16 protein-coding genes are annotated in these 18,856 nt (G+C 59.5%); 9 read left to right on the top strand and 7 right to left on the bottom strand.

The genetic code is table 11. From position 1 onward, the window contains the following. Nucleotides 1-556: 556 nt before the first annotated feature. From phoH to efeU, 4 genes are all read right to left on the bottom strand, one after another. The gene (phoH, locus tag CE636_RS24730) at nt 557-1,345 is read right to left on the bottom strand and encodes a phosphate starvation-inducible protein PhoH (RefSeq protein ID WP_002898923.1); all 789 of its coding nucleotides are present in this window, start codon (nt 1,343-1,345) and stop codon (nt 557-559) included. 504 nt (nt 1,346-1,849) lie between these two features. Then, nucleotides 1,850-3,133 (bottom strand): iron uptake transporter deferrochelatase/peroxidase subunit, encoded by a 1,284-nt coding sequence (gene efeB, locus CE636_RS24725; RefSeq protein WP_017901110.1) that lies wholly within the window; start codon nt 3,131-3,133, stop codon nt 1,850-1,852. Between the two features lie 4 nt (nt 3,134-3,137). Next, nucleotides 3,138-4,265, bottom strand: coding sequence for an iron uptake system protein EfeO (efeO, locus tag CE636_RS24720; RefSeq protein ID WP_017901109.1), 1,128 nt, complete (start codon nt 4,263-4,265; stop codon nt 3,138-3,140). A 51-nt stretch (nt 4,266-4,316) separates the two neighbouring features. Further along, nucleotides 4,317-5,147, bottom strand: a complete 831-nt coding sequence (gene efeU, locus CE636_RS24715) for an iron uptake transporter permease EfeU (RefSeq protein ID WP_004204515.1) — start codon at nt 5,145-5,147, stop codon at nt 4,317-4,319. 270 nt (nt 5,148-5,417) lie between these two features. Between efeU and CE636_RS24710 the strand changes: the two genes are divergently transcribed. Beyond that, a complete protein-coding gene (locus tag CE636_RS24710) occupies nt 5,418-6,602 on the top strand; it encodes a NupC/NupG family nucleoside CNT transporter (RefSeq protein WP_025999331.1) in 1,185 nt (394 codons plus the stop codon). A gap of 31 nt (nt 6,603-6,633) precedes the next feature. Here CE636_RS24710 and CE636_RS24705 read toward each other — a convergent pair whose 3' ends face one another. Together CE636_RS24705 and putP are read right to left on the bottom strand one after the other, a co-directional pair. Continuing rightward, nucleotides 6,634-7,068, bottom strand: a complete 435-nt coding sequence (locus CE636_RS24705; protein ID WP_004204513.1) for a DUF3574 domain-containing protein — start codon at nt 7,066-7,068, stop codon at nt 6,634-6,636. 134 nt (nt 7,069-7,202) lie between these two features. Beyond that, nucleotides 7,203-8,711, bottom strand: coding sequence for a sodium/proline symporter PutP (gene putP, locus CE636_RS24700; RefSeq protein ID WP_004147889.1), 1,509 nt, complete (start codon nt 8,709-8,711; stop codon nt 7,203-7,205). A gap of 420 nt (nt 8,712-9,131) precedes the next feature. Between putP and putA the strand changes: the two genes are divergently transcribed. Next, nucleotides 9,132-13,094, top strand: a complete 3,963-nt coding sequence (gene putA / locus CE636_RS24695; RefSeq protein ID WP_017901107.1) for a trifunctional transcriptional regulator/proline dehydrogenase/L-glutamate gamma-semialdehyde dehydrogenase — start codon at nt 9,132-9,134, stop codon at nt 13,092-13,094. 349 nt (nt 13,095-13,443) lie between these two features. After that, nucleotides 13,444-13,839, top strand: a complete 396-nt coding sequence (locus CE636_RS24690; RefSeq protein ID WP_017901106.1) for a lysozyme inhibitor LprI family protein — start codon at nt 13,444-13,446, stop codon at nt 13,837-13,839. Here the strand turns inward: CE636_RS24690 and rutR are convergent, their stop codons facing one another. Next, entirely contained in the window at nt 13,840-14,478 is a 639-nt protein-coding gene (gene rutR, locus CE636_RS24685; protein ID WP_017901105.1) for an HTH-type transcriptional regulator RutR, read from the bottom strand. 284 nt (nt 14,479-14,762) lie between these two features. Between rutR and rutA the strand changes: the two genes are divergently transcribed. Genes rutA through rutF form a run of 6 tightly spaced genes read left to right on the top strand, consistent with a single transcriptional unit; the run spans nt 14,763 to nt 18,841 of the window. Beyond that, nucleotides 14,763-15,854 carry a pyrimidine utilization protein A gene (gene rutA / locus CE636_RS24680; protein ID WP_004204507.1) on the top strand — a complete coding sequence of 364 codons (1,092 nt, stop codon included), beginning with the start codon at nt 14,763-14,765 and terminating at the stop codon, nt 15,852-15,854. After that, the gene (rutB, locus tag CE636_RS24675) at nt 15,854-16,564 is read left to right on the top strand and encodes a pyrimidine utilization protein B (RefSeq protein WP_004204506.1); all 711 of its coding nucleotides are present in this window, start codon (nt 15,854-15,856) and stop codon (nt 16,562-16,564) included. Before rutA ends, rutB begins: the two co-directional genes overlap by 1 nt. Then, nucleotides 16,557-16,949: a pyrimidine utilization protein C gene (rutC, locus tag CE636_RS24670; protein WP_004204505.1), complete on the top strand. Its 393-nt coding sequence runs from the start codon at nt 16,557-16,559 to the stop codon at nt 16,947-16,949. Before rutB ends, rutC begins: the two co-directional genes overlap by 8 nt. After that, on the top strand, nt 16,946-17,749 hold the full coding sequence (rutD, locus tag CE636_RS24665) for a pyrimidine utilization protein D (protein WP_017901104.1): 804 nt from the start codon (nt 16,946-16,948) through the stop codon (nt 17,747-17,749). Before rutC ends, rutD begins: the two co-directional genes overlap by 4 nt. Further along, on the top strand, nt 17,746-18,336 hold the full coding sequence (locus tag CE636_RS24660) for a malonic semialdehyde reductase (RefSeq protein WP_017901103.1): 591 nt from the start codon (nt 17,746-17,748) through the stop codon (nt 18,334-18,336). The genes rutD and CE636_RS24660 overlap by 4 nt, the downstream gene beginning before the upstream one ends. 10 nt (nt 18,337-18,346) lie before the next feature. Further along, nucleotides 18,347-18,841, top strand: coding sequence for an NADH-dependent FMN reductase RutF (gene rutF / locus CE636_RS24655; protein WP_012968592.1), 495 nt, complete (start codon nt 18,347-18,349; stop codon nt 18,839-18,841). Nucleotides 18,842-18,856 lie beyond the last annotated feature (15 nt).

Raw genomic sequence — 18,856 nt, 5'->3', positions numbered from 1 at the left:
GGGAGCGTTTTTGAACAACGCCTGCGTTGGCCCCGCAGGGGCGAGGCCCATGGATGGGCCGAGTAACGGCGAGCGAAGCGAGTCAATCCCCCCCTCGCCGCCATATTCGAGATGAGAGCCTGTACGCAAGTACGGGCTCTTTTCTTTTATATTCTCCGCCGGGGGGGATGAGAACCCCCGACCGGGGTTCGACTACTGGCAACGCCAGTAGGACAGACCGCGAGCCTGCGAGCGGGCTGCCCCGACAAAAACGCCGGGAGCGTTTTTGAACAACGCCTGCGTTGGCCCCGCAGGGGCGAGGCCCATGGATGGGCCGAGTAACGGCGAGCGAAGCGAGTCAATCCCCCCCTCGCCGCCATATTTTAAGAAGAGCTCGTACGCAAGTACGGGCTTTTTTTCGCATGTGGCACCGCAGACATCCCCGGGGTCGGCATCAATGCCTCTCCCGGGCTACCAGACCGTATCCGCCAGGTAGCCCGCTATGCGCAGCGCCGCCGGGAGGCCCCCAAAAACAACAAAGCCCGGGCTCGCCCGGGCCTTGCTCACAGTATGACGATTAATAATAGGCTTTCAGCGTCCGCTGGCAGAGGGCCGAGCGCACGCAGTCATCGGTGGTGAAACGCACGATGCCGATCATCTCGTCTTCCTCAAAACGCGCCAGCGCATCGCTCAGGCCGGACCGCACCCCTGAGGGCAAGTCGCACTGGGTGATATCGCCATTGACGATGACCGTCACGTTCTCCCCGAGGCGGGTTAAAAACATCTTCATTTGCGCTGCGGTCACGTTCTGGGCCTCGTCCAGAATCACCACCGCATTTTCAAAAGTACGTCCGCGCATATAGGCGAACGGCGCGATTTCCACCTTGCCGATTTCCGGACGCAGGCAGTACTGCATAAAGGAAGCCCCCAACCTTTTCACCAGCACGTCGTAAACCGGTCGGAAATAGGGCGCGAACTTCTCGGCGATATCTCCCGGTAAGAAGCCGAGATCTTCGTCGGCCTGCAGAACGGGACGGGTAACAATAATTCTGTCCACATCCTTATGGATCAGCGCTTCAGCTGCCTTCGCCGCACTGATCCAGGTCTTGCCGCATCCGGCTTCGCCGGTGGCGAAAATCAGCTGTTTATTGTCGATGGCATTCAGATAATGCGCCTGAGCCTCATTGCGCGCCTCAATTGGGGAAGTATCACGGCTGTCCCGCGCCATGCCAATTGCTTCTACGCCACTCATTTGCACAAGCGATGTGACCGATTCTTCTTCACGCTGCTTATGGCTGCGTGAATCCCGTCTCAGCACACGTTTTGCTTCACGACGAGCTTTGATCACTGCTTTTTGTCTTCCCATGGATAGCACCTTGCGTTGTAGGTTTACATCACACGCGTCAACATCGACGCGACTATGCGCACGAACGATTGAGGTTTGGCTTCCTTGTAAGCCATTGCTTGCCGGTAGAACTGACAACGAGTCGCGGCTACGCGCACCGCGTACCCTGCCAAGATGGTAATAATTCGAAGCGGAGGGAGAAAGAGTGAGAAAATCGCTGCCGGAAGCGGGGCTTCCGTGCTGAAGAGTACGGTCTGTGGTTTTACGTTGTCCGGTACGGGACCTTACCATTCGCGATCTCCATAGTGAAACGTCACACTGCCGGGAACTACCGCGTATGTAATAAGTACATCAAAAAAGATTCTTAATGCAACTTATTTTTCACAATGACGCAACAAATAGTTCTTAAGCAAGTGTAGGAGACTATCGGTCATTTGTATTACAGAAATATAACACATGGCAGGAAATATAATAAAAAAGAGAAAAACAGCAGAAAACGCCCTGTCCTTGCGGACAGGGTCGGTATCAGGCCTGCAGCAGCGTCTGTCCCAGGTAGTGCTTATCATCCACCACGCCGGGTAAAACAAAGAAGTAGCCCCCGCCGATGGGTTTGACGTACTCCTCCAACGCTTCGCCGTTAAGCCGTTTCTGCACCGTCAGAAAACCCTTTTCCAGATCGTGCTGATAGCAAACGAACAACAGTCCCATATCCAGCTGTCCGGCATTAGTGACTCCCAGCGAATAGCTGTAGCCGCGGCGCATCATCAGGCTGGACTGGGTTTCCGGCGTGCGAGGGTTGGCCAGACGAATATGGCTATCCAGCGCGATCGTCTCGCCGTTAGGATCTTTACTGTAATCCGGGGTATCGTGTTCGTTTTTCATCCCCAGCGGCGCACCGGTGTGCTTGTCGCGGCCGAAGATGGTCTGCTGCTCCTTGAGCGGCGTCCGGTCCCAGAACTCGACGTGGAACTGGATGATGCGCGCCGCCTGATAGCTGCCGCCCACCGCCCAGGCCGGCTCGTCCTGATCCGCCGTGACCCACACGACCTGATCCATCAGCGCGCTGTCATGGCTCGCCGGGTTAGCGGTACCGTCCTTGAAACCCAGCAGGTTGATGGGGGTCTCCTTGCCTTTGCTGCGCGCCGCGCTATCGGAGATAAACCCTTCCCGCTTCCAGCGCACGCTGAGCAAATCCGGCGTATGTTTGATGACATCGCGCAGGGCGTGGATCACCGTGTCCTGAGTATTGGCGCAGATCTGCAGCAGCAGGTCGCCATGGCACAGGGCGGCATCCAGTGAATCATTGGGGAAGCGAGTCATCGGCTGCAGCTTTTTCGGCGCTTTATCCGCAAGACCAAAGCGCTCATCAAACAGCGAATGGCCGACCGAGGCGGTGATGGTCAGATTATCCGGGGCAATCCACGGCCCTAAGATGCCGGAATCCATCGGCGGCAGACGCGGATTAGGCGTATCCGGCGCCGGGCCGCCCTGGGTTAAAAAGGCGATACGCTGGGTCAGCAGCCGAAACAGACGCTCGAGGTCGGCTTTATCTGACGCCAGCACATCGAACGCCACCAGCATCATCGAGGCCTGCTGCGGCGTCAGAATACCCGCCTGATGCCGGCCATAGAATGGCTGTTTTTCCTGGCGCGCGTCAGGTGTGAGCGTCCCGGGGGAACTTTCCGCTTTTGCCGCATGCGCTACCGGGCAGCCGCCGGTGATGGCCAGCGCGCCGCCAAGCGCGCCGATCCCTTTCAGTAAGCGACGACGTGACGGCTCGTTCACGTCGTGTGGTTTCTGTTGTGCCATCGACTTAGTCCAGACCCAGGATCCCGCGCAGCTGAGCCAGATCTTCCGCCAGGGTGGTGATCGGCCCTTTCAGCGCATTACGGTCAGCGGTGGTCAGCTTATCGTAAGTTTCGAAACCCTCTTTGGTGCGGTATTTGCTGAGGATACTGTCCACTTTCTTAAAGTTGGCGTCCACTTTAGCCAGCAGTGCGCTGTTCTCTTTTTGCAGCTGCGGGCGCAGCAGATCGACAATTTTCTGCGCGCCGTCAATATTGGCCTGGAAGTCCCACAGGTCGGTATGGCTGTAGCGATCTTCTTCACCGCTGATCTTGCTGGCTGCGACTTCTTCAATTAATCCTGCCGCCCCGCCCACGACTTTTGACGGTGGGAACGCCAGCTCGCTGATGCGCTTTTGCAGCTCCAGCACATCGCTGTTCAGCTGATCGGCATATTTTTCCATGCCCTTGACGCTGTTATCGCCAAACAGCGCCTTTTCCAGACGGTGGAATCCGGTGAATTTCGGATCTTCCGCTTTTTTCTCGAAATCGTCTTCGCGGGCGTCGATGCTGCCGTCAAGGTCAGAGAACAGCTCAGCAATCGGCTCAATGCGCTCGTAATGCTGGCGCGTCGGGGCGTACAGCGCTTTCGCTTTTTCGATGTCGCCAGCTTTCACCGCGTCGGTAAAGGCTTTGGTGCCGCTGACCAGCTGCGCGGTTTCCGCCGTCACATAGGCTTTATAAGCGGTGATCGCTTCGCCGAGGCTCAGCACCGCATCCGCTTTCGCCGCGTCTTTGGTGGCGGCGCCGGTGACGATCAGTTTGCCTTTCGGGTTGGTGAGCAGACCGCAGGTCATGTCATATTCGCCCGGCTGCAGGTTTGCGGTGAGCTTCTGGGTAAAGCCCGGCGCGATGTTTTCGCGCTCTTCCACCACCATCACCCCTTTCAAAATCTCCCACTCCAGCGCTTTCTGGCTGTGGTTCTGAATAATAAACTGGGTTTTACCCGCGTTAACGGTCACCTGCATCGGCTCGCACTGTTTGTCGTTGACGGTGACTTTGACCTGCGGGATATCCGCAGCCTGAGCACCGAATGCAGAGCTGAGCAGCGCGGCCACGGTCACCCGCAGCGCATTACGGCGAAAATGAATCATCATGATCATCCCTTTCGGTAAGTAGAGTGTCGCTTATAAGCTCGCAGCGCCCGGTCAGGCAGCCCGCGAGGCAGTCGTATTATTTCGCGGCGGCAGCGCAAACAGCACCAGCGCCGGGATCAGATAAAGCAGATAGACAGCCACTTCGCTGACGCTTGGCGTCTCCTGGTAGCCGAAGATCCCTTCCAGCAGCGTGCCGAACAGCGTATGCGTCGACAGCACAGTGCTCAGATCGAAGGCGGTCTCCTGGAACAGGTTCCACAGGCCCGCCTCGTGGAAGGCGCGGATCGCCCCCGCCGCCAGGCCAGCGGCCACCAGCAGGATAAACAGGCTGGTCCATTTGAAGAACACGCCAAGGTTGAGACGGATACCGCCCCAGTAGAGGAGGAAACCCAGCACGATTGCCGTGGCCAGCCCCAGCATCGCCCCCAGCGGCGGCCAGATGCCAACGTCCTGCTGGAATGCCGCCAGCAGGAAGAAGACCGACTCCAGCCCCTCACGGGCGACCGCGAAAAAGACCATCATCACCAGCGCCCAGCCGTGGTGATTGCCGCGCTGTAGCGCCTTATCCACGGCCTGCTCCAGCTGCTGCTTGACGTTGCGTGAGACATTGCGCATCCAGAAGACCATCCACGTCAGGATCACCACCGCAATGACCGCGACGATCCCTTCGAACAGCTCCTGTTCGCGCTGAGGAAATTCCCCGGTGGTTTCGTTGATAAAGATGCCTAAGCCAAGACACAGCGCCGCTGCGAGGATCACGCCAATCCACATCACGCCAATCCAGTTGCCGCGCTGGGTGCGTTTCAGATAGCTGGCGATCAGGCTGACAATCAGCGCCGCCTCCAGGCCTTCGCGTAACATAATGAGAAATGGGACAAACATGCCAATACCCTTAAATGTAAAGCACCGTCAACGAATGCAAAAACAGGTAATATTTATGATAGTGATTATCATTACAATACTCAGAAACACAAGCGAAATGTTTAGAGAATGATGACTATCTGTAAATAAATCGCTGGCAAATAATGACTTATGAAAATATTCGCCTGGTATGAGGGAAAAGAATAAGCAAAGGATTTTTTACGCCAGATATTTACCCGTCGCGGCGGCTATGGCTAAATGGCGGCCTTATTGACCTGCGAAAAGAACAACATGACTGCATTTTTTCATTTCCTGCTGGCGCTGGCGGTGATCCTCGCCCTGGCCTGGCTTGTCAGCTACGACAGACAAAAAATTCGTATTCGTTATATTCTTCAGTTGATTATTATAGAAATAGCGCTCGCTTTCTTTTTCCTGCACGCCGAAAGCGGGCTGTGGCTGGTAAAAAATATTTCCGGCTTTTTTGCTTCGCTGTTAGGCTTTGCCGCCGAAGGGACCAATTTCGTCTTTGGCGGCATGAGCGATAAAGGCTTAGCCTTTATTTTTCTTGGCGTCCTGTGTCCGATTGTGTTTATTTCCGCGCTGATTGGTATTCTCCAGCACTGGCGGATCCTGCCGATTTTTATTCGCGTGATTGGCACCCTGCTGTCGAAGGTCAACGGCATGGGTAAGCTGGAATCTTTTAACGCCGTCAGCTCCCTGATCCTCGGCCAGTCGGAAAACTTCATCGCCTACAAAGGCGTACTGGGCGACCTCTCCTCACGGCGTCTGTTCACCATGGCGGCGACGGCCATGTCGACCGTATCGCTGTCGATCGTCGGCGCCTATATGACCATGCTGGACGCCAAATATGTCGTCGCGGCGCTGATCCTGAATATGTTCAGCACCTTTATCGTGCTGTCGGTGATTAACCCGACGCGGCCGGGCAGCGAGCAGGAAATAAAGCTGGAGAAGCTGCATGAATCACAGAGTTTCTTTGAAATGCTCGGGGAATATATTCTGGCCGGCTTTAAAGTGGCGATGATTATTCTGGCGATGCTGATCGGCTTTATCGCCCTGATCAGCGCCATTAACGCGCTGTTCGCTACCCTGTTTGGCCTCAGCTTCCAGCAGATCCTCGGCTACGTCTTCTATCCGTTAGCCTGGCTTATCGGCATTCCGCTGAGCGATGCGCTGAACGCCGGCAGCATCATGGCCACCAAGCTGGTCGCTAACGAATTTGTGGCGATGATTGAGCTGCAAAAGATTGCCGCCAGCATGACGCCGCGCGGGCTCGGCATTCTCTCGGTCTTCCTGGTGTCGTTTGCTAACTTTGCTTCAATCGGCATTATCGCCGGGGCGATCAAAGGCCTGAATGAACCGCAGGGCAATATCGTCTCCCGCTTCGGCCTGCGGCTGGTGTTTAGCGCCACGCTGGTGAGCCTGCTTTCCGCCAGCTTCGCCGGGCTGGTGCTGTAAGACAAACGGCGGGGCTGCCCCCGCCGTTTACTCAGAACTGCACGCAGACCGGCTGGTCGACACGCATCACCGACTCCTGCGCGAAGCGCGATTTATAGCCCTCGCGCAGGGCCTCAATACCGGTCTCGCTCTGCGCGTCGTGGCCATGGATCACCATCAGCGCCTTGCTCTGCTCCCGCACCACCTGACCATTCTGGCCAAGCCACTGGCCGTGGGCATCAAACACCGTCAGCCCGTCGCGAAAGCGCGGCGTGACGTCGCGGTCGACAAACTGTTGCCACTCTTCAGCGGTGATGTCTTTCCCCGCCGGGCGGCTCAGACCGAAGTAAAGCGTGGTTTGCACCATGGACTGATCCGCCGGGCAGGCGCCGGGCTTCGGCGCGCTGGTCGATGAACTTCCACCCGCCGCGCAGCCGCTGAGTAACCCTGCCAGCACCAGCGCCATTACACCCTGTCTGAACGTCATCTTTGCTATCCTCATTGTTATTAGTCAGGAAATATCAGCGGATTTTCAAATAATTAGCAAGGGTTATAATATTCCGGCCCGGCAACAGGCAATAAAAAGCCCGCCAGCGGCGGGCTCGTGAGCGTCAGATGAGCTTACTCAGCCGTGGCGCGTACCGGCGGCGGCGTATGGTAGTGGGCATCCGCTTCAGCGAAGCGCTGCTGCATACTGGCTGACGGCGCTTTATCCAGCAGGCTAAAGACCACAATCCCGATGCTGCCGAAGACAAAGCCCGGAATAATTTCATACAGGCCCAGCCAGCCAAACTGCTTCCAGACGATCACGGTCAGGGCGCCAATCACCATCCCGGCCAGCGCGCCGTTACGGGTCATACGCGACCACATCACCGAAAACAGCACCACCGGGCCAAAGGCGGCGCCGAAACCGGCCCAGGCATAGCTCACCAGACCCAGCACGCGGTTCTCCGGGTTGGCCGCCAGGGCAATGGCCACCAGGGCAACCACCAGCACCATCATACGGCCCACCCAGACCAGCTCTTTCTGACCGGCGTTTTTGCGCAGGAAGGCTTTATACAGATCTTCAGTAATCGCGCTGGAGCAAACCAGCAGCTGACAGCTCAGGGTGGACATCACCGCCGCCAGAATCGCCGACAGCAGGATCCCGGCAATCCACGGGTTAAACAGGATTTGCGCCAGCTCGATAAACACGCGTTCGGCGTTCTGGTTAACCGCGCCCGCCAGGCTCGGGTTGTTATTGAAGTAGGCGATGCCAAAGAAGCCGACGGCCACCGCCCCGCCGAGGCAGAGGATCATCCAGGTCATACTAATGCGACGCGCGTGGACGATGCTGTGGTGCGAATCCGCCGCCATAAAGCGCGCCAGAATATGCGGCTGACCGAAATAGCCCAGTCCCCAGCCCATCAGCGAAATAATCGCCACGAAGTTCAGTCCTTTCAGCATGTCGATATTTTCGATGCTCTTCTGCTTAATGACTTCCAGCGAATCGCCAAAACCGCCGACGGATATAATCACGATTACCGGGGTGAGGATCAGCGCGAAAATCATCAGGCTGGCCTGCACGGTATCCGTCCAGCTGACGGCGAGGAAGCCGCCGACAAAGGTATAGATAATTGTCGCCGCCGCGCCGGCCCACAGCGCGGTTTCATAACTCATGCCAAAGGTGCTTTCAAACAGACGCGCCCCCGCCACAATTCCCGAGGCACAATAGATAGTAAAGAACAGCAGAATAACCAGCGCCGAAATAATTCTCAGCACCCGGCTTTTATCTTCAAAACGGCCGGTAAAATAATCAGGCAGCGTCAGGGCGTTATTATTCACCTCGGTATGCACGCGCAGGCGCCCGGCGACCAGCTTCCAGTTAATCCACGCCCCCAACGTTAAGCCGATGGCAATCCAGCTTTCGGAAATCCCGGAGAGGAAAATGGCGCCCGGCAGGCCCATCAGCAGCCAACCGCTCATGTCCGAGGCGCCGGCGGAAAGCGCGGTCACAAATGGCCCCAGACTCCGCCCCCCGAGAATATAATCATCAAAGTTTTTGGTCGAACGCCAGGCAATAAACCCTATCAATACCATACCAAAAATATAAACAATAAATGTCACCAGCATCGGTGTGCTAATAGCCATGCAAAGTCTCCAGAATTTTTATCGACAGCGTCCAACTTCGTCGTTTTTTTCCACTACCGGAACGGGGTAATGGCGCATTGTTTAATTGGGCGACCGTATCCTGACGGAAGCTTCGGTTTTTCACAAACGATTTAACACAGCATTTACACGAAAATCCGACGGCGCAAAACGTCAATTTGCGAGAGGTTGCACTCTCTCACGTTTTTAAAGGTTGCACCAAACAAAAGTGTTAACTTACGCATACAAATACCCTATGAGCCCGGGGTTAAAATTCTGCTATTTTAGGCATTATTTTTAACAAATCCGCCATTTCACGGCTTTCGTCACAAGCCATAATTAACATGGTTGCACAAAGTTGCAACATAGTGGATATTTCCATGCAACCGCATAAGCTAACGATAAATGACAGGAGTTTTGAGCATGGGCACCACCACCATGGGTGTTAAGCTTGACGACGCAACCCGCGAGCGCATTAAGTCCGCCGCGAGCCGCATTGACCGCACGCCGCACTGGCTGATTAAGCAGGCCATCTTCAATTATCTGGAAAAACTGGAGAACGATGAGACGCTGCCCGAGCTACCGGCGCTGCTCTCCGGGGCCGCCAACGAAAGCGATGACGCCAGCGTATTAACGGAAGAGCCGTATCAGCCGTTCCTCGAATTCGCCGAGCAGATCCTGCCGCAGTCGGTAAGCCGCGCGGCGATCACCGCCGCCTGGCGTCGCCCGGAAACCGACGCGGTGCCGATGCTGCTGGAGCAGGCCCGACTGCCGCAGCCGCTGGGCGAGCAGGCGCATAAGCTGGCGTATCAACTGGCGGAAAAACTACGCAACCAGAAGACCGCCAGCGGCCGCGCCGGCATGGTGCAGAGTCTGCTGCAGGAGTTCTCCCTCTCCTCACAGGAAGGGGTGGCGCTGATGTGTCTGGCGGAAGCCCTGCTGCGTATTCCGGATAAAGCCACCCGCGATGCGCTAATCCGCGACAAAATCAGCAACGGCAACTGGCAGTCGCACATCGGCCGCAGCCCGTCGCTGTTCGTCAACGCCGCCACCTGGGGGCTGCTGTTCACCGGCAAACTGGTCTCCACCCACAACGAAACCAGCCTCTCCCGCTCGCTGAACCGCATCATCGGCAAGAGCGGCGAACCGCTGATCCGCAAGGGCGTGGATATGGCGATGCGACTGATGGGCGAACAGTTCGTCACCGGGGAAACCATCGCCGAAGCGCTGGCCAACGCCCGCAAGCTGGAAGATAAAGGTTTCCGTTACTCTTACGACATGCTAGGCGAAGCGGCCCTGACCGCCGCCGACGCCCAGGCCTATATGGTCTCTTATCAGCAGGCGATCCACGCCATCGGCAAAGCCTCTAACGGCCGCGGCATTTATGAAGGGCCGGGCATCTCCATTAAGCTGTCGGCTCTGCACCCACGCTACAGCCGCGCCCAGTATGACCGGGTGATGGAAGAGCTCTACCCGCGTCTGAAATCGCTGACACTGCTGGCGCGCCAGTATGACATCGGCATTAACATCGACGCCGAAGAAGCGGACCGTCTGGAGATCTCTCTCGACCTGCTGGAAAAACTGTGCTTCGAGCCGGAGCTGGCGGGCTGGAACGGGATTGGCTTCGTGATTCAGGCCTACCAGAAGCGCTGTCCGTTTGTCATTGATTACCTGATTGACCTCGCCACCCGCAGCCGCCGTCGCCTGATGATCCGTCTGGTGAAAGGCGCCTACTGGGACAGCGAAATCAAACGCGCGCAGATGGAAGGTCTCGAAGGCTATCCGGTCTACACCCGCAAGGTTTACACCGACGTCTCCTATCTCGCCTGCGCGAAAAAGCTGCTGGCGGTGCCGAACCTGATTTATCCGCAGTTCGCCACCCACAACGCCCATACCCTGGCGGCTATCTACCAGCTGGCGGGCCAGAACTACTACCCTGGCCAGTATGAGTTCCAGTGCCTGCACGGCATGGGCGAACCGCTGTACGAGCAGGTGGTGGGCAAAGTCGCCGACGGCAAACTGAACCGGCCATGCCGGATCTACGCCCCGGTGGGCACCCACGAGACGCTGCTGGCGTATCTGGTGCGTCGTCTGCTGGAGAACGGCGCCAATACCTCCTTCGTCAACCGTATCGCGGACAATACCCTGCCGCTGGACGAGCTGGTGGCCGACCCGGTCAGCGCGGTAGAAAAACTGGCGCAGCAGGAAGGCCAGGCCGGCCTGCCGCATCCGAAAATCCCGCTGCCGCGCGATCTCTACGGCAGCGGCCGGAGCAACTCCGCCGGTCTGGATCTGGCTAACGAGCATCGTCTGGCCTCCCTCTCCTCTTCCCTGCTCAACAGCGCCCTGCATAAATGGCAGGCATTGCCGATGCTGGAGCAGCCGGTAGCCGAAGGCGAGATGCAGCCGGTAGTCAACCCGGCTGAGCCAAAGGACATTGTCGGCTACGTCCGGGAAGCCAGCGATGACGAAGTCCAGCAGGCGCTGACCAGCGCTATCAACAACGCGCCAATCTGGTTCGCCACCCCGCCGCAGGAGCGCGCCGCCATTCTCGAGCGCGCCGCGGTGCTGATGGAAAGCCAGATGCCGACCCTGATGGGGATCCTGGTGCGCGAAGCGGGTAAAACCTTCAGCAACGCCATCGCCGAAGTGCGCGAAGCCGTTGACTTCCTCCACTACTATGCCGGCCAGGTGCGCGACGATTTCGATAATGAAACCCACCGTCCGCTGGGTCCGGTGGTCTGTATCAGCCCGTGGAACTTCCCGCTGGCGATCTTCACCGGGCAGATTGCCGCCGCGCTGGCGGCCGGCAACAGCGTGCTGGCGAAACCGGCCGAGCAGACGCCGCTGATCGCCGCCCAGGGCGTGGCGATCCTGCTGGAAGCCGGCGTGCCGCCAGGGGTGATCCAACTGCTGCCGGGCCGCGGGGAAACCGTCGGCGCCGCGCTGACATCCGATGAGCGCGTGCGCGGCGTGATGTTCACCGGCTCCACCGAAGTGGCCACCCTGCTGCAACGCAATATCGCCAGCCGCCTTGACGCTCAGGGACGCCCGACGCCGCTGATCGCCGAAACTGGCGGGATGAACGCGATGATCGTCGACTCGTCGGCGCTCACCGAGCAGGTGGTGATCGACGTCCTGGCCTCCGCATTCGACAGCGCCGGCCAGCGCTGCTCCGCCCTGCGCGTCCTCTGCCTGCAGGAAGAGGTAGCCGACCACACCTTAACCATGCTGCGGGGCGCGATGAGCGAGTGTCGGATGGGCAATCCGGGCCGCCTGACCACCGATATCGGTCCGGTTATCGATGCAGAAGCGAAAGAGAATATCGAACGCCATATTCAGACGATGCGCGCCAAAGGCCGCACCGTCTATCAGGCGGTGCGCGAGAATAGCGAAGACGCCCGCGAATGGAAGCAAGGAACCTTCGTGCCGCCGACGCTTATCGAACTCGACAGCTTTGACGAGCTGAAAAAAGAGGTTTTCGGCCCGGTGCTGCACGTGGTGCGCTATAACCGTAACGAGCTGGATAAACTGGTGGAGCAGATTAACGCCTCCGGTTACGGCCTGACCCTCGGCGTGCATACCCGCATCGACGAGACCATCGCCCAGGTCACCGGCAGCGCGAAGGTGGGCAACCTGTACGTCAACCGCAATATGGTTGGCGCCGTGGTCGGCGTGCAGCCGTTCGGCGGCGAAGGGTTGTCCGGTACCGGTCCAAAAGCCGGCGGCCCGCTGTACCTTTATCGTCTGCTTTCCAGCCGTCCGCAGGGCGCCGTTGGCGTGACCTTCGCCCGCCAGGATGCAGAGCGTCCGCTGGACGCCCAGCTGAAAACGCTGCTGGAAAAACCACTGCAGGCGCTGCAGCAGTGGGCGGCGGGCCGACCTGAGCTGCAGGCGCTGTGCCAGCAGTACAGCGAGCAGGCGCAAAGCGGCACCCAACGCCTGCTGCCGGGGCCAACCGGCGAGCGCAACACCCTGACGCTGATGCCCCGCGAGCGCGTGCTGTGCGTGGCGGATAATGAGCAGGATGCGCTGATCCAGCTGGCGGCTGTGCTGGCGGTCGGTTGTGAAGTGCTGTGGCCGGACAGCGCCCTGCAGCGCGATCTGGCGAAGAAACTGCCGCGGGACGTCAGCGAGCGGATCCGTTTTGCCAAAGCGGATCAGTTGCCCGCTCAGGCCTTCGACGCGGTTATCTATCACGGCGATTCCGACCAGCTGCGCGAGCTGTGCGAGCAGGTGGCAGCGCGCGACGGGGCGATTGTCTCCGTGCAGGGCTTCGCCCGCGGCGAAACCAATCTGCTGCTGGAGCGGCTGTATATCGAGCGTTCGCTGAGCGTCAACACCGCGGCGGCAGGCGGTAACGCCAGCCTGATGACCATCGGCTAACCCGGGCACCCCGGTGGCGCTGTGTTACCGGGGCTACCTACCACCGCCAAAGGGTAGCCCGGATAAGGCGCTGTGCGCCGCCATCCGGGAGAGCGGCGCTGTGATCATCCCCGGTGGCGCTGCGCTTACCGGGGCTACCTGTCTCATGGCACGGGGGGCGGCCAGTATTGTAGGTCGGGTAAGCGTAGCGCCACCCGACAACATAACAATACAACGAGGTAGCCCGGATAAGGCGCTGTGCGCCGCCATTCGGGCAATCAATCTGCGATGCGATCAGCTAATGACAGCCGACGTCAGCTGTGCTTAATTAGGGCTCCCTGACGGGAGCCTTTTTTATGGGAGCAGAACAATGAAACGCATGTTATTTGCCGTGGCGGCCCTGCTGGCCAGCGGCGCGGCGCTGGCGGACGAGTGCAGCAACGCCAACACCCAAACCGAAATGAATCAGTGCGCGGCCGCGCAGTTTCAGGCAGCCGACAAAAAACTGAACGACACCTGGCAGCAGGCTCTGCAGCGGGCGGTGGGTAAACAGCAGACATTACTGAAACAGGCGCAGCAGGCATGGATTGCTCTGCGCGACGCCGACTGCGCCTTCCTCGCGTCCGGCGCCGAAGGCGGCAGCATGCAGCCGATGCTGCTGAGCCAGTGCATGACCGATAAGAGCGTGGAGCGGGAATCTTTCCTCGCCTCGCTGCTGCAGTGCGAGGACGGCGATCAAAGCTGCCCGCTGCCGCCGGCCAATTAACTAACGGACGCGAATGCCTTCGATAATCATCCGCTGGACATTATCGACCGTTTGCTCAAAAAAGGCCGCGTCCTGCAGCGTGGCGCCGGTGACCGCCTCTACCTGGGTGGCGAAGTCGGCGTAATGCTGGGTAGTGGCCCAGATCATAAAGATTAAATGCTGCGGATCGACCGGCGCCAGCTTGCCGCGGTCGACCCAGCCGGAGACAATCGCCGATTTCTCATCGACCAGCGCTTTCAGATCCCCGGTCAGCTCACCCATCAGCAGCGGCGCGCCCTGCAGCATCTCGAGACAGAAGAGCTTAGAGGCCTGGGGGTGATCGCGGGACACCTCCAGCTTCAGGCGAATATACTCGCGGATCGCCACCAGCGGGCTGATATCCTCGCGAAAGGCCTTCAGCGGCGCCAGCCAGATGGCGAGGATCTGCTGCAGAACGGCCACGTACAGCGCCTCTTTCGAAGGGTAGTAATAAAGCAGATTGGTTTTCGACACCCCGGCGCGCTCAGCTACCTGCTCCAGCCGCGTACCGTGAATACCAAATTGCGAAAATGCCTCCAGCGCGGCGGCCAGGATGGCCTCCTTTTTGGCGCTGACCGCTTGTGAACGTTTGCCGTTTTTCTTCACCGCGCCCTGTGCCATACATCCTCTCCTTCAGTTGACGCCACCAGCATAGCAAAAGCCCTTCGCCGACACGACCCCATGCACCCTGATTGCGCATGACTGCCGTTTTTTCGTGCACTGATTTTGACCATCCAGTCCACTTTTTTATCGTTCTTTTTAGCAACCCAATAGCAACACATTAATAACATTAACATTTATAAAACTGGCATCGCGTTTGCTTTACCTGTTCTGCGAGGTGGTCCAGGGAGAGGCAGGATGCCGCGCCACCGCAACCCATCTTCCATGACTGTAGAGAGGTAGGTATGAAAATTGGTGTTTTCGTTCCCATTGGCAACAACGGCTGGCTGATCTCCACCCATGCCCCGCAGTATATGCCGACCTTCGAACTGAATAAGGCTATCGTGCAGAAAGCCGAGCACTACCATTTCGACTTCGCGCTCTCCATGATCAAGCTGCGCGGCTTCGGCGGGAAAACAGAATTTTGGGATCACAACCTGGAGTCCTTCACCCTGATGGCCGGCCTGGCCGCGGTGACCTCGAAGATCCAGATCTACGCCACCGCCGCCACCCTGACGCTGCCGCCGGCGATCGTCGCCCGGATGGCCTCCACCATCGATTCCATCTCCGGCGGCCGGTTTGGCGTCAATCTGGTGACCGGCTGGCAAAAACCGGAATATGACCAGATGGGCATGTGGCCGGGGGATGACTATTTCGCCAGCCGCTATGACTATCTCACCGAATACGTTCAGGTGCTACGCGACCTGTGGGGCACCGGGCGCAGCGATTTCAAAGGCGATTACTTCACCATGAACGACTGCCGGGTCAGCCCGCGCCCTTCGCAGCCGATGAAGGTGATCTGCGCCGGGCAGAGCGACGCCGGTATGGCCTTCTCCGCCCAGCACGCGGACTACAACTTCTGCTTTGGCAAAGGGGTCAACACGCCGACGGCCTTCGCGCCGACCGCAGCGCGCATGATGCAGGCGGCGGAAAAAACCGGCCGTGACGTAGGCTCCTATGTGCTGTTCATGGTGATCGCCGACGAAACCGACGAAGCGGCGCGCGCCAAATGGGAGCACTACAAAGCGGGCGCCGATGAAGAAGCGCTGGCGTGGCTCACCGAGCAGAGTCAGAAAGACACCCGCTCCGGCAGCGATACCAACGTGCGCCAGATGGCCGACCCAACCTCGGCGGTCAATATCAACATGGGCACCCTTGTCGGATCGTATGCCAGCGTCGCCCGTATGCTTGATGAAGTAGCGAGCGTGCCCGGCACCGACGGCGTGCTGCTGACCTTTGATGATTTTCTTGCCGGCATCGACGCCTTTGGCGAACGCATTCAGCCGCTGATGCGCTGCCGGGACCACATTGCTCCTGTTACCCGTGAGGTGGCCTGATGATTACCCTTCCCGCTCGCCCGGAATCCCTGACCTTCGCGCCGCAGCAGAGCGCGCTGATTGTTGTCGATATGCAGAACGCCTACGCCAGCCAGGGCGGCTATCTGGATCTTGCCGGCTTTGACGTCTCCGCCACCCGACCGGTTATCGACAATATTAATACCGCCGTCGCCGCCGCCCGCGCCGCGGGCATGCTGATTATCTGGTTCCAGAATGGCTGGGATGACCAGTATGTTGAAGCCGGCGGCCCGGGCTCGCCGAACTACCACAAGTCCAATGCGCTGAAAACGATGCGTCAGCGCCCGGAGCTGCAGGGCAAGCTGTTGGCGAAAGGCGGCTGGGACTATCAGCTGGTGGACGAACTGACGCCGCAGGAAGGCGACATCGTGTTGCCGAAACCGCGCTACAGCGGCTTCTTTAACACCCCACTCGACAGCATTTTGCGCAGCCGCGGTATACGCCACCTGGTGTTCACCGGGATCGCCACCAACGTCTGCGTCGAATCGACGCTGCGCGATGGCTTCTTCCTCGAATACTTCGGCGTGGTGCTGGAGGATGCCACCCATCAGGCCGGCCCGGCCTTCGCCCAGCAGGCGGCGCTGTTCAATATTGAAACCTTTTTCGGCTGGGTCAGCGACGTCGAGAGCTTCTGCCGCGCGCTATCCCCTGCCACCCCGCTGTCTTTAGCCAAGGAGAAACGTTATGCCTAAACAGGTGATCATTCCGCCAGGCACTACCACGCCGATTGCCCCCTTTGTTCCGGGGACGCTCGCCGATGGCGTGGTCTACGTCTCCGGCACTCTGCCGTTTGATAAGCAAAATAATGTGGTGCACATCGGCGACCCAAAGGCGCAAACCCGCCACGTGCTGGAGACCATCAAGAGCGTTATCGAAACGGCGGGCGGGAGTATGGCGGATGTGACTTTCAACAGCATCTTTATCACCGACTGGACAAATTACGCCGCGATTAACGAGGTTTACGCCGAGTTTTTCCCCGGCGATAAACCCGCGCGCTTTTGCATTCAGTGCGGTCTGGTGAAGCCCGATGCGCTGGTGGAAATCGCCAGCGTCGCCCATATCGGCACCCCGACATGATGAGGCTCAATATTGCTCCAGCCCCATGGCCCGGCGCGCCGGTGGTGGTCCTCAGCGCCGGTCTGGGCGGCGGCGGCGGCTACTGGCTGGCGCAGCGCGCGGCGCTGGAGGAACAGTATCAGCTGGTGAGTTATGACCATAACGGGACCGGGGAGAACGCCGGTCCGCTGCCCGCCGACTACAGCATGGCGACGATGGCCGGAGAGCTGTTCAGCGCTCTGCAGGCGGCGGGGATCGCCCGATTCGCGCTGGTGGGCCACGCGCTGGGGGCGCTAATTGGCCTGCAGCTGGCGCTCGATCGCCCCGAGGCGGTGAGCGCCCTGGTGCTGGTCAACGGCTGGCTGTCGCTGTCGCCGCACACCCGCCGCTGCTTCCTGGTGCGCGAGCGTCTGCTGCATGCCGGCGGCGCGCAGGCGTGGGTCGAAGCACAGCCGCTGTTTCTCTACCCGGCGGAATGGATGGCCGCGCGCCTGCCGCGCCTCGAAGCGGAAGATGCGCTTGCCATCAGCCATTTTCAGGGCAAGGAGAACCTGCTGAAGCGGCTGCAGGCCCTGAAGCAGGCTGATTTTTCGCGTCGCGCGGCGGCCATCGCCTGCCCGACGCTGATTATCAGCGCCGCTGACGATCTGCTGGTCCCGGCCTCCTGCTCCCGCGTGCTGCAGACGGCGATCCCCGGCAGCCAGCACGTGGAAATGCCATGGGGCGGCCATGCCTGTAACGTCACCGACGCCGATACCTTTAATACCATTTTACGCGACGGGCTGGCCGCTATGCTGCCGGTCGCCACGGAGACCCGATGAACGACGCGATAAACCAGACGGCCTGCGAGACGCTGTTTACCCAGGCCCGAACCCACAACGGCTGGCTGGATAAGCCAGTGAGCGATGCGCAGCTGCAGGCAGTCTGGGACCTGATGAAAATGGGGCCGACTTCCGCCAACTGTTCGCCGGCGCGCATCGTGTTTGTGCGCAGCGCGGAAGGCAAAGAGAAACTTCGCCCGACGCTCTCCAGCGGCAATCTGCAAAAAACCATGCAGGCGCCGGTGACCGCCATCGTGGCGTGGGACAGCGCCTTTTACGACCGGCTACCGACCCTCTTTCCCCACGGTGACGCCCGCAGCTGGTTCACCTCCAGCCCGCAGCTGGCGGAGGAGACCGCGTTTCGCAACAGCTCCCTGCAGGCAGCATATCTGATTTTCGCCTGCCGGGCGCTGGGTCTCGACACCGGGCCAATGTCCGGCTTCGACCGGGAAAAAGTCGATGCGGCGTTTTTCGCCGACAACGGCTGGAAAAGCAACCTGCTGGTGAACATCGGCTATGGCGACCCCGGCAAACTGTACGGCCGACTGCCGCGTCTGTCCTTTGATGAAGCCTGCCTGCTGGCATAAGGAGTTTACGATGGAGTTAGCGGACAAAGCGAGTTTCCGTGACGCCATGGCCCACGTCGGCGCCGCGGTTAACATTATTACCACCGATGGCCCGGCGGGCCGGGCGGGATTTACCGCCAGCGCGGTCTGCAGCGTGACCGACACCCCGCCGACCCTGCTGGTCTGCCTGAACCGCTCGGCCTCGGTGTGGCCGGTGTTCAGCGAACATCACACGCTGTGCGTCAATACCCTGGCGGCGGGACAGGAGGCGCTGTCGACGCTGTTTGGCGGAAAAACGGCGATGGACGAGCGCTTTGCTGCCGCCGACTGGCAGACCGGCGCCACCGGCTGCCCGCGGCTGGAGGCGGCGCTGGTCAGCTTTGACTGCCGCATCGACCAGCGCGTCAGCGTCGGCACGCACGACATCCTGTTTTGTCACGTCGTGGCCATTACCCGTCACCCGGAACCCCGGGGTCTGATGTGGTTTGACCGCGGCTATCACACGCTTATGCGACCCGCTTGTTAACCTCTAACCCGGGAT

The organism is Klebsiella sp. LY (assembly GCF_004010915.1).
In the GTDB taxonomy this organism is placed as follows: domain Bacteria; phylum Pseudomonadota; class Gammaproteobacteria; order Enterobacterales; family Enterobacteriaceae; genus Klebsiella; species Klebsiella quasipneumoniae.
Note: the sequence above shows the minus strand (reverse complement) of the source record. Positions and strands in the feature narration are given on the sequence as shown.

What these genes read in the sequence shown, in the direction of transcription:
- phoH (WP_002898923.1), bottom strand. Translation starts at nt 1,345, where the DNA reads ATGGGAAGACAAAAAGCAGTGATCAAAGCTCGTCGTGAAGCAAAACGT.
- efeB (WP_017901110.1), bottom strand. Translation starts at nt 3,133, where the DNA reads ATGGCACAACAGAAACCACACGACGTGAACGAGCCGTCACGTCGTCGC.
- efeO (WP_017901109.1), bottom strand. Translation starts at nt 4,265, where the DNA reads ATGATGATTCATTTTCGCCGTAATGCGCTGCGGGTGACCGTGGCCGCG.
- efeU (WP_004204515.1), bottom strand. Translation starts at nt 5,147, where the DNA reads ATGTTTGTCCCATTTCTCATTATGTTACGCGAAGGCCTGGAGGCGGCG.
- CE636_RS24710 (WP_025999331.1), top strand. Translation starts at nt 5,418, where the DNA reads ATGACTGCATTTTTTCATTTCCTGCTGGCGCTGGCGGTGATCCTCGCC.
- CE636_RS24705 (WP_004204513.1), bottom strand. Translation starts at nt 7,068, where the DNA reads ATGACGTTCAGACAGGGTGTAATGGCGCTGGTGCTGGCAGGGTTACTC.
- putP (WP_004147889.1), bottom strand. Translation starts at nt 8,711, where the DNA reads ATGGCTATTAGCACACCGATGCTGGTGACATTTATTGTTTATATTTTT.
- putA (WP_017901107.1), top strand. Translation starts at nt 9,132, where the DNA reads ATGGGCACCACCACCATGGGTGTTAAGCTTGACGACGCAACCCGCGAG.
- CE636_RS24690 (WP_017901106.1), top strand. Translation starts at nt 13,444, where the DNA reads ATGAAACGCATGTTATTTGCCGTGGCGGCCCTGCTGGCCAGCGGCGCG.
- rutR (WP_017901105.1), bottom strand. Translation starts at nt 14,478, where the DNA reads ATGGCACAGGGCGCGGTGAAGAAAAACGGCAAACGTTCACAAGCGGTC.
- rutA (WP_004204507.1), top strand. Translation starts at nt 14,763, where the DNA reads ATGAAAATTGGTGTTTTCGTTCCCATTGGCAACAACGGCTGGCTGATC.
- rutB (WP_004204506.1), top strand. Translation starts at nt 15,854, where the DNA reads ATGATTACCCTTCCCGCTCGCCCGGAATCCCTGACCTTCGCGCCGCAG.
- rutC (WP_004204505.1), top strand. Translation starts at nt 16,557, where the DNA reads ATGCCTAAACAGGTGATCATTCCGCCAGGCACTACCACGCCGATTGCC.
- rutD (WP_017901104.1), top strand. Translation starts at nt 16,946, where the DNA reads ATGATGAGGCTCAATATTGCTCCAGCCCCATGGCCCGGCGCGCCGGTG.
- CE636_RS24660 (WP_017901103.1), top strand. Translation starts at nt 17,746, where the DNA reads ATGAACGACGCGATAAACCAGACGGCCTGCGAGACGCTGTTTACCCAG.
- rutF (WP_012968592.1), top strand. Translation starts at nt 18,347, where the DNA reads ATGGAGTTAGCGGACAAAGCGAGTTTCCGTGACGCCATGGCCCACGTC.